This is a genomic window from Photobacterium aquimaris, from assembly GCF_002954455.1.
Taxonomy (GTDB): Bacteria; Pseudomonadota; Gammaproteobacteria; order Enterobacterales; family Vibrionaceae; genus Photobacterium; species Photobacterium aquimaris.
The window spans coordinates 598,100-611,269 of sequence record NZ_MSCC01000001.1 but is presented as its reverse complement, the minus strand read 5'-3'; the positions used below and the strand labels follow the sequence as shown (position 1 = coordinate 611,269).

At 39.8% G+C, this 13,170-nt stretch carries 10 protein-coding genes; 4 read left to right on the top strand and 6 right to left on the bottom strand.

Annotated features, from left to right (window positions below):
* Nucleotides 1–78 precede the first annotated feature (78 nt).
* Both BTN98_RS02635 and BTN98_RS02630 read right to left on the bottom strand, forming a co-directional pair.
* Nucleotides 79–723: a YccT family protein gene (locus tag BTN98_RS02635; protein WP_370738424.1), complete on the bottom strand. Its 645-nt coding sequence runs from the start codon at nucleotides 721–723 to the stop codon at nucleotides 79–81.
* Between the two features lie 151 nt (nucleotides 724–874).
* Entirely contained in the window at nucleotides 875–1,864 is a 990-nt protein-coding gene (locus tag BTN98_RS02630) for a porin (protein ID WP_060997010.1), read from the bottom strand.
* A gap of 533 nt (nucleotides 1,865–2,397) precedes the next feature.
* Here BTN98_RS02630 and dinG point away from each other — a divergent pair.
* From dinG to rsmS, 4 genes are read left to right on the top strand one after another with little or no spacing between them, the layout of a single operon-like run.
* A complete protein-coding gene (gene dinG, locus BTN98_RS02625; RefSeq protein WP_060997011.1) occupies nucleotides 2,398–4,482 on the top strand; it encodes an ATP-dependent DNA helicase DinG in 2,085 nt (694 codons plus the stop codon).
* A 30-nt stretch (nucleotides 4,483–4,512) separates the two neighbouring features.
* Nucleotides 4,513–5,286, top strand: coding sequence for a TSUP family transporter (locus BTN98_RS02620; RefSeq protein ID WP_060997012.1), 774 nt, complete (start codon nucleotides 4,513–4,515; stop codon nucleotides 5,284–5,286).
* Between the two features lie 24 nt (nucleotides 5,287–5,310).
* Complete coding sequence (locus BTN98_RS02615) at nucleotides 5,311–5,862, top strand: primosomal replication protein (protein ID WP_060997013.1); 552 nt, start codon at nucleotides 5,311–5,313, stop codon at nucleotides 5,860–5,862.
* 59 nt (nucleotides 5,863–5,921) lie between these two features.
* Nucleotides 5,922–6,092, top strand: coding sequence for a pleiotropic regulatory protein RsmS (gene rsmS / locus BTN98_RS02610; RefSeq protein WP_082732101.1), 171 nt, complete (start codon nucleotides 5,922–5,924; stop codon nucleotides 6,090–6,092).
* Between the two features lie 72 nt (nucleotides 6,093–6,164).
* Here rsmS and BTN98_RS02605 read toward each other — a convergent pair whose 3' ends face one another.
* The 4 genes from BTN98_RS02605 to BTN98_RS02590 all read right to left on the bottom strand — a co-directional run bounded on the left by BTN98_RS02605 (nucleotide 6,165) and on the right by BTN98_RS02590 (nucleotide 13,169).
* Nucleotides 6,165–6,659, bottom strand: a complete 495-nt coding sequence (locus BTN98_RS02605) for a hypothetical protein (protein ID WP_060997014.1) — start codon at nucleotides 6,657–6,659, stop codon at nucleotides 6,165–6,167.
* A 456-nt stretch (nucleotides 6,660–7,115) separates the two neighbouring features.
* Entirely contained in the window at nucleotides 7,116–10,199 is a 3,084-nt protein-coding gene (locus BTN98_RS02600) for an efflux RND transporter permease subunit (protein WP_060997015.1), read from the bottom strand.
* Nucleotides 10,196–11,287 (bottom strand): efflux RND transporter periplasmic adaptor subunit, encoded by a 1,092-nt coding sequence (locus BTN98_RS02595; RefSeq protein WP_231730624.1) that lies wholly within the window; start codon nucleotides 11,285–11,287, stop codon nucleotides 10,196–10,198. The genes BTN98_RS02600 and BTN98_RS02595 overlap by 4 nt, the downstream gene beginning before the upstream one ends.
* A 136-nt stretch (nucleotides 11,288–11,423) precedes the next feature.
* Nucleotides 11,424–13,169 (bottom strand): bifunctional protein-serine/threonine kinase/phosphatase, encoded by a 1,746-nt coding sequence (locus BTN98_RS02590; RefSeq protein ID WP_060997016.1) that lies wholly within the window; start codon nucleotides 13,167–13,169, stop codon nucleotides 11,424–11,426.
* Nucleotide 13,170 lies beyond the last annotated feature (1 nt).

Genomic DNA, 13,170 nt, shown 5'->3' with positions numbered 1-13,170 from the left:
AAGGCAACTTCGGTTGCCTTTTACTTTTTTATTACAAAATAACTACAATAATAATCTACAAGCAATTAACTAGATTGATTAATTAAAATCTTTTTCCGCCATCCAGATTTTAAAGGCTTTTTTATCGTTATTGGATGCTTTGGTATACCACATTTTTAATTGCGTTAATGCATCTCCAGTAATTTCTACCTTACCCGTTTTATTATCAACATTAACCGCAACTTGTTGTAAATCTACCGCGTTACCTTTTTCTATCACAATGCCATTATCGCTATTATAAGCAGCAACAAGTGCTTCAATATCGCTGTAAGCCGCGAAACCTTCACCTTGCAATTCAACACCGCCAAGAGGTTGTAGTGCCCCACCTTCAATCGCTAATTGCCACTTTGCACCCCGTTCAAAAAAGGCTTTCGCTTGTGATTCAGTGGTTAAACGTGGCAGAGTGATTTCAGCATTTTTGTGGCCTAAATCAATCTCAAATAAATACGGACGAGTGGTATAAATAGTTGATTTTGAACCGCGCTTAACCTCACCATCAAAACGCACTACCACTTGGTGTTTACCTGGTGATAATTCAACACTATCAACGGCGTTCCAACCTTGCGCTTTAACTTCTTTACCATCAACCGCTAATAACTCAATTTTATCCGCTACTGATAACGTTGCCGCTTGGGTCGTCGCTGAAAACAATGCCACTAATAGCCACAATGTGTTTTTCATTATTAATCCTTAATATATTTTGTCTTATCGGCTGCTTATTGCTATCACTAGCGCTATTAAACTAATGCGTGATAGCAATATTCATCCAAAAAAATCACCTTAGCAAAAAGCCGCCAATAAAGGCGGCTTCATCAATCATTACGTTAACGCTTGATTAGAATTTAACTTCTAGACCAGCAACGTAACCGAAATCTTCTAGTGAATCTTTCTTATCGTCAGCATAACCAACTTCAACATATGCACGTACATTGCTGTGCAGCTGTTGCGTTACGTTTGCGTATACGTTGTTGATTACGTTACCGTGAGCAACTTTATCTTCGCCACGAACATAGCCAAGTGCCATAGTTGTGTTGTCGATTTTGTATGAACCATTGATTTCGTAAAGATCAATTTTCTTATCAGTGATCTTAGTATCAGCTGCTTTGTATTCAACTTGGCCAAAAGATGCAGCTAGGTTAATTGCACCCATTGCATATTGTGCTTCAAGGTTGTAACCACGAACATTCTCACCAGCTTTACCAGGAATGATAATTGGTGTACCGTCAGCTAGCTCGCCATTTTCAACTAAACCTTTAAGGCCGATACGCTTACCGTCATAACCGTATGCGCGAATGTCTAGACCGCCAGTACGGAAACCAACACGACCATCAGTGATCGTTGTGCTGTGGTTATTATCCATTTCATGAGAAACAGCAGTGTAGAAAGTACCGTTATCGTAAACGTACTTAGCAACACGATCACCTTCAGTTTGTACCCAGTCAATCTGACCAGCACCTAGCTCGTAATCTTTACCGATACCTGAATCATCAGAAACTAGAAGTTGACGACCAAAAGTTAGTGTACCGAAGTCACCAGAGAAACCAGCCCATAGCTCGTAGTTCTGTAGATCACGGCTTTCATATTTGAATGCAGTACCAGAAACAACATTTAGGTTCTCAGACACAGCAACTGTTGCGTTAAGTGCTAGATCACCATCATCTAGACGGATAGTTGAATCGCCGTGCTTTTCAAAGTTGTCGTAAAGCTGCACTTCAACTGCACCAGAAAGATCAACTTTAACGCCATTTGCATCGTAAAGGTTGATGCCAGCATTTGCAGAACCAGCTGCAGTTAGAACTGCTAGCGCTAATAGAGTTTTTTTCATGATATGTCCACTGCCTTTCTTATTGTTGTAAACCTCAATCCTGAGGCTCCCTGTCCTTATATTCCTCTGTCATGTGTATTGATTAGAAAACAAAACACTAAAACACAAAGGAAGTAATTTATGGCTCACATCCTGACAGAAGTTCAATATTTTTGTCAAATAATCTAAATTAAACATAAAAAAACATAAAACACATCACAAAAACAATAGCTTATATAAAAACAACTAGATATTAATCACACTAAAATAAGTAAAAATATGCAATTAACAATTATTTAATAGCTGTAAATAACTGTTAATCACATTACTAACAAACTGGATAAACCAAAAATAACAGCATAAAAAACCATTTACACAGCTAAGTAATGGATTTTAAATTGGCATAGTTGAAATAAATACAAACTCAATGTAACGAAAGTAAAAAATCGTGAGCAACACCTCACTTTAAAACATAAATAGCGTAAATATTGTTACCGCTCACATTTAGCGCTTCATGCTATAATGTATTTCCCGATATTTATGAAGTTTCAGTCATGCTGCATAACACCATCAAAAACGACATTAAACAGTGTTACACCAACCTCGGTCATCAACTTGATAATTTTATTCCACGCCGCGCACAAAACTATTTAGTCGCAGAAATTGCCAAAACACTGGCGGGTGAATACCACAAAAAAAATCGTATTCTGGTGGCTGAAGCAGGAACAGGTATCGGTAAATCACTGGCCTATTTAATTGGTGGAATCCCTTTTGCTTTATTCAACAATAAGAAATTATTGATATCGACAGCAACAGTGGCACTTCAAGAGCAGCTGATTACCAAAGATTTACCACTGTTTAATCAAATTTTTCCGCGCGAGTTTAGTTTTATTCTTGCTAAAGGCCGCCAACGCTATTGTTGTAACCATAAATTAGAAGCCAGTTGTTCAACCGATAAAGAGTTGCAATTGGGTATGTGGGAAGAAAAGCCAAAAAAATCTGATCTCGATTTACTCAAGCGAATGCTCAAAGCCACCGAACAAAATAAATGGGATGGTGATCGCGATAGTTGGCCAACCACGATTCCAGATAAAGTGTGGCAACAAATCATGGCTGATAAACACAGTTGTCATGCGGGTATGCCCAAGCACCGTAGCTGTCCATTTGCTAAAGCACGTGAACATCTCGATAAAGCAGATGTAATTGTTGCTAACCATGCACTACTAATGGCAGATATTGAATTAGGTGGTGGTGTCATTCTGCCAGAACCAGAACAAACCATTTATGTGATTGATGAAGCCCATCATTTACCTCAAGTTGCGCGTGACTTTTCATCTGCAGCTTCAAGTTTAAAAGGCGCTGCCGCTTGGCTTGAAAAGCTTAATCAAATTGTGTCTAAATTTGCAGAATTAGCCGATTATCAAAAATCAAATCGTTTTCAAAACGCGATTCAAGACAACATTCAACATTTAGTACCAACCTTAAATCAAATTGCCAATAATATTGATGCCAGCACATTTAACAAAGATGGCGTTTACCGCTTTGAACATGGCGAATTGCCTCAATGGCTTGAAGAGGAAGCCAAAGGCTGTAAAAAAGCCAGTAAAAAAGCGCTACAGTCACTAGGTAAAATTCAAGATCTTATCGCTGAACGCACCAAAGAAAACATCATTATTCCGCGTTTAGGTGAGCAAGCACTTACTGAAATTGGTTTTTATTTGCAACGTCTTGAAAATTTAGAAAAAGTTTGGTCATTAATGGCACAGCCAAACCATAAAAAAGGTGCGCCACTTGCGCGCTGGATAGAAAAAAGCCCAGATCGTGAAAATGACTACATCATTGAAGTATCACCATTAGAAGTCGGTTATCGACTTGATCAATTATTATGGAGTCGGGCTGCTGGCGCGATTTTAGTCTCGGCGACATTGCGTGCATTAAATCAATTTAGTTTCTTCTGTCGTCAAGCAGGTATATCAGATACAGAAGCTGAAGGAACACGTTTTCTAGCATTAGCGTCACCATTTGATTATCAAAACAATGCTCGCTTAGTGATTCCTGCATTAAAACTTGAGCCTCAAGCAGAACAATTTACCGATTTATTGATCGATGTATTACCCGAATACCTTGAAGGTGAAACCGCAAGCTTAGTGTTATTTTCCTCTTATTGGCAGATGAACAAAGTCGCCGATGCACTGCGTCCACTGGCAAAGAAAAACAAATGGCAATTGCTGGTTCAAGGGGAAGAATCACGTAATGAAACTCTAAAAAAACATAAAGATAATTGTAAAAATGGCCTGCCAAGCATTTTATTTGGCACCGGTAGCTTCTCTGAAGGCCTTGATTTACCAGGTGATTTATTAAAAAACCTAATTATTACCAAAATTCCTTTTGCGGTGCCAACCTCACCTGTCGAAGAAGCACACGCTGAATATATAGAAAGCCGTGGAGGTAATCCTTTCTTACAAATTTCGGTTCCAGAAGCCAGTAAAAAACTGATTCAATCCGTAGGCCGATTGCTGCGAAAAGAACTCGATTCTGGTAGAGTGGTTATTTTAGATCGTCGTATTATCAATCGTCGCTATGGAAAAGCATTACTTGATTCTTTGCCTCCATTTAAACGCGTTATTGAGTACAACTAATTCATCTTAACCGTGATACAAAGCATTTAAATGATTGATATGATTGAACCAAGTATGCTATTGATTCTTGGTATTGTTGCATTAGCTGCAGGTTTTATAGATGCAGTGGCAGGCGGTGGGGGTATGCTAACCGTTCCCGCCCTGCTTTCTCTTGGGTTACCGCCTCACATTGCGCTTGGTACTAACAAATTGGCGGCAACATTTGCGTCATCAACAGCTGCATGGACTTATTATAAAAAGCAGTTGTTCAACCCTAAATTTTGGCAGGCATCTTTTGCGGCAACATTTATTGGTGCCGTTGCAGGTACTATCATCGTTAGCCTGATTAGTGGTGCTTGGTTAGAAAAAGTCCTGCCTTTGATCATTTTTGCGGTAGCAATTTATAGTTTGTGGCATCCGCACCCTAATCCTGATCAAACCCAACTGCCAGCAGTGACTCGCAAGTTTAAATATCAACAATGGCTGCAAGGTTCCAGCTTAGGCTTTTATGATGGTATAGCGGGGCCAGGCACAGGCGCATTTTGGACAGTATCGAGCTTAGTATTATATCGTTTAGATATGCTGCGAGCTTGCGGACTTGCTAAAGCGATGAATTTCACCAGTAACATAACCTCATTGGTGACCTTTATTATTTTAGGCCATGTTAATATCGCATTAGGTTTAACAATGGGGCTGTGCTTAATGATTGGTGCTTACCTCGGTGCACACTCAGCTATTCATTTTGGTGCTAAATTTATTCGTCCCGTATTTATTAGCGTGGTCTTTATTCTTGCGGCTAAATTAGCTTGGCAGGCGTGGTTTTAACCTTCGCTATTGATAGGTATTGTAATGATAGATCTTTCTCGACTTCACTCGCTGGTTGAACAATTACAACATCAAGCAGCAGAAACAGATCGTATTCGTGGTGAAGCATCGCGTCCATTATTTGATCAACAATTATTTCGTTATCGCAGTAAGTTGCTTGCGCCTTGTGTAGCAGAAATTGCTCAAGAATTAGCAATACTTCAAAAAGAACAACAAACGGGAAAGTTATTACCAGAACGAACGCAACATGTCTGTGAAAAGTTAGTTGCCCAAATCCATGCTGTACAACGTGAATTTGCCACGCAACACATTCGTAAAAATGAGCCTAAACAGGCAATACGTAAGCAACGTTCAATCAATCAAATATACCAAGATTTGAATCAGCATCGTGATTGGGAGCGCCGTTTAAAATCGATGCTTCGCGATAAAGAGTCATTAGTTAATCGTTGCGGTTCTCAATTTGAACAACAACAATTACAAAAAGAAGTTCTAGCATTAGAAGGACGGATCAATCGTTGCCAAGCTGCATTAATCAAGCTTGAAGATGAAATTAACCGCCGTGAAAGAAAAGGCTAATCGCCAAGGTATAGTTTGAACACACTACACTTAAATAACACTAAACCAGAGATTGATTGATGAGTAACGCCCCTGCATCACCTTTAGAGAATGCCCCCGCTGAAATTAAACTAGCGGTTGATCTTATTTGCCTATTAGAAGATAACGCGATTGATCCGCATACAGTATTATTAGCATTAGATATTGTGCGTCGTGATTTTGAAAAGAAACTGCAACCACAATCGGCATAGTTATAATAAATAGCCATAAAAAAAGGCTGAATTAATCAGCCCTTTAAAATAGTGGTATTTCTTAAAAATAAATTAGTTAATGCCTGCGCGCTTTAATAGACCAGCCATCAATGCTGAGCTTGATTTCACTTGCTTTGATTTGTTTTTCAAATCTTTAGCCAGTGCTGCATCATTAATGTCATTAGCAATGAAGATCATTGATTGATACATATCACGTGGCGTTTTGATACGCTCTTTATCATTCAATGGCTTCAGCAAGGTCACTACATCAGAGCCTTTCTTTTTATTTTCAGTTGTATAGCGCAAAATAGAATCAAGTAAGCGATCCATATCAACCATAAATTCAGAGTTTTCAGTACCCTGCTTTTTCATTTCTTTAAGGTTTTTCTTACGAACCTGATTAATAACAAATGCTGGTTGATTTATTTTACGGTAAGCGAAGATACCCGCTAGCACCAATAACGCTACACTACCTGCTGCAACATAACCCCAGATAGAACCTGAAGATTCAGCAACAGGCTGAGCGACAGCGGCAACGTTTGCAACAGACTCTGGTACATCAGACATATTTGTAACCTTTTACTTTAAGAATTCGGAATGCGGTGAGACCTTACCACCTACTCGATAAACTGCTATATCTTTTATCAAAAATTAGTTCAAATAGGCGACAGAGCTCAAATCTATGCTCATTCTGCCGTTTTCACCAACAAAAATAAAGCACCGTTTGGTTGATTTGCAACCAACCAATGGTAACTGCTTGTCTAACAATGTAAAAACCTTGATTCAATTCAAAGTTTATTTTCTGATGAAGCACAAACAAGCTAACAGTTATACAAATTAATCAGTTGTCAGAACTCGATTTCACGAACTCGTGTTAATACCAATACATCGACTTTAAACAACCATACCAATGCTTAAAGTCTAGTTGGTTTTAGCTACAATGAAAGTATCAAGATATCTATCATTAATAACAGCTAACAACACTAAACCGCGGCTATAATCAACCGCAGTGGCAACTCTGTTTTAATCGATACTAGAGGCCGTGACTGAAGTCTTGGTTCGTTTTAGCTTTTGCACCATCAAATACACACTCGGCACTACAAATAATGGATCAACAATACCTAACGCCATTCCGGCAATAATAATGATCCCTAGCGATCCCATGGCATTAGCACCAGGCCCAGTTTCGCATAATAACGGTAATGTCCCTAAAATCATCGTCAATGAGGTCATTAATATTGGTCTTAAACGGGTTTTAGTCGCTTCTAAAATAGCCTCTCGCGGTGAAAATCCTTGTGCCTGTAATTCATTGGCAAATTCAGTAATTAATATGCCGTGTTTACAAATCAAACCAATTAAAGTGACTAACCCTATTTGTGAATAGACATTTAAACTGTAGTCACTGCTATATAATGCCCACAACGCGACCGATAACGTGATCGGCAATGACAGCATCACCACCAGTGCATCAACCATGCTCTCAAATTGCGCACTTAACACCATATAAATAAATATCAATGCCGCCACAAATACCAACAGCATTTGATGGTTTGCATCTAAATATTGTTTAGCACTATCGACATAGTTATAACGCGCATTAGCAGGTAACACCTTGGGTAATAATTGATTTAAAGCCTTAATCCCCTGCCCCATGCTGACACCATCCGCTAATCGAATTGATAATGAAGCTGAGGTAGCACGATCATATTGTTCAAGTGAGCGTGGCCCAAGTTGATTTTTAATCGTAATAAGCTCAGATAATGGCACTAATGTACCTTTATTATTACTGATCATCAGTTGTTTTAGCGCATCAGGCGTTAAGGTATAAGCGGAATCCAATTGTAAATGCAGTGGATAATTAGTCCCTTGGTAGCTCATATCATTACTGAATGATTTACCACTCATGGCTAATTTCAATACTTGCTGAATATTATGCAGAGAGACACCGTATTGCGAAGCCAGCACACGATTAATAGTAATAGTAAATTGATTCTGATCGAACTTTAATGCGCTTCTTGCATGATCAAACAACGGTGATTGCTGAATCTTATGCGTGACCTCACTCATTTCTTGTGCCAGTGTTTGCTCATTAACATTACTGCTGACATTAATATCAATACCATTACTGTTACCACGGCGACCACCGCCGGTTTCAATCGTGGGGATGACACCTGTAAAAACAATATTACCGCCTATTTTTAAGCGGGCACTGATCATTTCACTGATTTTTAGCGCGGATAACTTACGCTGATCCCAAGGTTTTAAAGTCACAAAACCACGAATAAAATCACTACTCGAAAAAATCGCCACGTGGGCAATATCAGGGATCTGATGTAACTGATAATTCATGTTATCAATCATTTTTTGTTCGCTAGTGTCATCACTACTACCCACTAACGGTTGAAATAAAAATATTTGTCCAGAATCTTCCGTCGGTAACATTTCTGAAGGGGTTTGCATTAATGGCCAATAACTACTAGCTAAAATCACCACCATCACCACTAACGTTGTTTTACGATAATCAATGGTCACGGTTAATAACCGTTGATAAGCACCAGCCAGCCGAGTTAACTGCTGATTGATCCACACTTCAAACCAACCTGGCGGTTGATGATTTATCATTTTACTGCACATCATAGGTGATAAGGTTAATGCCACTACACCAGAGATAACTACCGTACCCGCTAAGGTAAATGCAAATTGTTGAAATAACTGCCCAGTAATACCATCAACTAACCCTACCGGAATATACACGGCAGCCAATGTCAGTGTGGTTGCAATAATCGCAAATCCAATTTGACGACAAGCAATCACGGTCGCTTTACGCACTGATGAGTGATGCCTCAGTTGACGATGCACGTTCTCAACTACCACAATCGCATCATCAACCACCAACCCAACAGCTAACAACATTGCTAATAACGTTAACGAATTAATGCTAAACCCGGCCAATTTAAGAATAATAAACGAGCACGATAAACACACCGGAATGGTCACAATCGGAATCAGCGCGATGCGTAAATTACCTAAAAATAGCCAAATCACTCCAGCCACCAGCAATACCGCAAACCCAATCGCAACATAAACATCGTTAAGCGAAGTGATAATAAAGGTCGATTTATCCAATAATACTGCGGCTTTCATACCACTAGGTAAAGTCGTTGCTTTCAACAATTGATGCACTTGTTGTGACAATACCAATGGATTAGACGTGGCAGTATACTGAGGATTAAGTATAAATAGCATTGCACTTTGTTTGGAGAAATCCACCATCGGCCTTAATACTAACTGGCTGCTTGGCGTACCAATTATTACCGTTGCAACTTGGGATAAGCGTATCGGTTGTTGTCCATACATCGCCACAATAGTATTTTTAATATCATTAAGGTTGGATATAGCCCCAGTAGATACCAATTGATATTGACTTTGAGACCCTGATGTTTGCCCACTTAGCGCCGTTATACTGTCAACATCGGCGATTTTGTTGATCACATTATTTAAAGTTAACCCGTAATGCTGCACTTTATCTGGATTTAGAGTAATCAATACTGATTGGTCAGAATTAGGCGCAACACTCACCGAGCCCGTTGCAGGTAACTGCTCTAACTGCGGCAACAGTGTATCCATAGCATATTGATGAAATTCATATTTTGCTTGATGTGGTCCGGGGGTTAAGCTAACCAGCATTGCAGGCATGCCCAGATCATCAGATTTAGACACCTGTGGAGAAATATCATCCGGTAACTGGCTTTCTATATTACCGATATCATTATGGATCTCACTTACCAAGGTATCAATTTTACTGTCATCAACGCTGGCAGCAACGTCAATGATAATATTGCCCTGTCCTTGGCGCGCCGTTGCGGATAAATGGCTGATCCCTTCCGTACCAGCAATGGCATTTTGAATTGGGATCAATACTTCAGTCATCATATTTTGTGCAGCAAGCGCACTATCATGGACTGAGATTTGAATTTTAGATTGGCTAATTTTGGGTGTATAACGCCACGGTAATTTTTGAAAAAACAGTAACCCAATAAATACTGGAATGAGCCACAACACAGTACATAGCACTGGGCGACGAAGGCAAAGCTCAGTTAATTTCATGCTTTACCTTCTTTTGAGTGCGGTTGTGAATGCGAGTGTAGTTGAAACGGTTTAGGATCAACAATTTCGACCTTTTGATCGGTACGTAAATAATTTTGTCCATTAACAACCAGTTGATCTCCTGCTGCTAAACCAGAAACTATTTGTACATAGCCATCATAATATTCACCAACTTTAACATCACATAAACGCGCTTTATTATCCACCACGATAAATACCTGTGCGCCTTGAATATTAATCATTAACGCTGATGTTGGAATCGTCACTTGATGAGGTAATAGTTGGGTTTTTTGAACAACTTTGATGTTTTGTCCCGGCGTGAATGGTGCGTCAGACGGTAACTGTGCTTTTAATGTCACCAGCCCCGTTACCGTATTAGGTGCAATATAGTCCACCGTAGCAATAATCTTAGTAGCAGGATCTAATTCCGATTGTACTAATACTTGCTGGCCTAATTTATAATCTAAGCGTTGTTGTGCTGGTAGTTGATATTCTACCGTGAGTTGGTGAGGGGAATACAAAGTAGCGATACTATTACCGACGGTGACCACATCACCAACATGGAAATCGGTTTGGCTGATCACGCCATCAAACGGCGCTTTGATGGTCAGTTCGGCTAACAAGGTTTTATCTTGTGCTAACTGGGCTAATGCCTGCTTATAACTACTTTCGCTGTCATCATAACTGCTACGAGAAATAACGCCTTTGGCACTTAATTGCGTTTGACGCTGCCAGGTAGATTTTGCTGCCGTCAATAATGCTTGATCATGAGCCACTTTTGCTGTGGCAACACGGGGATCTAACTGCACTAACTGCTGCCCTTTTACTACTGTCTGACCATCACTGAACAAAATTGCAGTTATTGTATTAGTTTGCTGGCTTTTTAGAGTCACAACGTTATTGCTATTAATCACGCCATAGCCTGTTACTTGCTGAACCAATGTTCGCGCGTTAATGGTTTGGGTTTCAACTTGTACAGCAGCTGCAGTAGCTTTGTGAGCAGCGACCTTTGAACCACTATCACAGCCTGCAATAACAGATACTAATGCGGTAACCACCACCATTGAAATGACTGTTCGTTTTATCATGATCTACTTCCTAGAACATTAAACAACATGCGCTAGGACCAACCAGCACCATATATACCCATAGGGAATACAATACTAGCAAAGCTATTTTTTCGAATATACGACTATTACTCAACTTTACGCTGTTTTACATTTATTATATTACCCCAAAAATTTGTAGCATGATAATTACCAATAATATTAGACTAATCGATTGCCATAACAGCAATGGATTACGTTCAATTAATGGCTGTTGCATCATTGTGGGTAATGGTGCGGGAGTGGTTAATGCTATGATTAATTCAGAAAGCGCTTGATAACGATATTGCGCATACGGATGACAACTTTTCTTGAGACTTACATCTAACCATAACGGTAAATCTGCACGATAATGGTTGAGTGCGGTATAGTTCATCTTGATAGCAACAGGTACGCTACTATGAGGTGTTAAACGTGGATAAGGTAATGATCCGGTTAGCATTTCATAGATAACAACCGCAACTGAAAACTGCTCACTCAACATTGATGGTTTACCACCAGCATGACACTCAGGAGCGAGATAATTTAAATCCCCTCGAGGATGATAGTGAGTCTGTGCTAAGTCTAGCTCTTGATAGCCATTGATCCACGCACTGCCAAAATCAATCAGAGTCACTCTTAAATCAGAACCTAATATAATATTTTCAGGTTTGATATCGGCATGATAAATACCTTGTCGTTGTAAAGTTCGTACCACTGCCACAATTTCAGTAACAATCACTCGCACAGTCGCCAAAGGTGGATTGGGATTATCTATCATCCATTGACGCAGTGTAGAACCTTCAAGAAATTCACACACATGATATAGAAACGCTGATTGGGCATTATGATTAAATATTGGCATTATTCCATCAAACTGACATTGTCGTCCTAGCCAACCTTCACGCACAAAACAATCAAGGTATTGGACATCATCAACCATATTGGGCGATGGCATTTTTAATACATAATAATTGTTATCATCATTCGACTTGGCCAAGTAAATATGGCTTCTACAGCCCACATCAAGAATACGGCAAATAACAAATTGATCGATTCGTTGCCCAACATTTAGTGCGGCAGAAATAGTTTTATAACGACACGCCGCTAAAATTTCATCAGCAGCAGGCAAAGGCAGCGCTACAATCTCTAGCACCACACAACTGGCATTATCTTGTACTCCTTGTTGCTGGGCATTCGTGACTAACTGACGCGCTTGCTGCTCTAAACACTGTTGCTGTTGTAAGTCAGATAACAACGGTTCAATAGACATAGTTGCTGCAATTGATTGTTCAATATCATCGACATCATGCACACCGTCGGTGGTCATCACGAGCTTATCACCGACATTTAACGCAATGGTTTGATAATCCACTTGAAGGTGCGACTCCATTCCGAGTGCACGAGTAAGATAATGTTGACCATCATGATGATTGCGACGGTGATCTTGAGTTAAGCAACAACAATTGTTATCACGCCATAAATACACTCGGCAATCACCAATATGAAAGATATGTGCGGTATTGGATTTAATGATCACCACTGACAATGAGCTCACAGCCGCATCTTGCGGTAACCCTGCTTGCTGGCCATCATCAAATAGCCATGAATTAAGCGTGTTTAATACCGAAGAAGCAGCTTGCTTAACCGATAACGTGGTGGCGGTCGCTAAATAATCTTCAATAAAATGAACAACACTTAATTGGCTGGCGATATAACTGCGATGACTACAACTAACACCATCAGCAATACACGCCACCACCCCTTTATGTTGTAACTCTAGCGTTTTTAAGGGTGATAACACCGCAAAGGCATCCTGATTTTGCTGCTTTTTTCCTGCATCAGAATAACCACCATAACCTACCGACAGATTAGTTACCGTCATG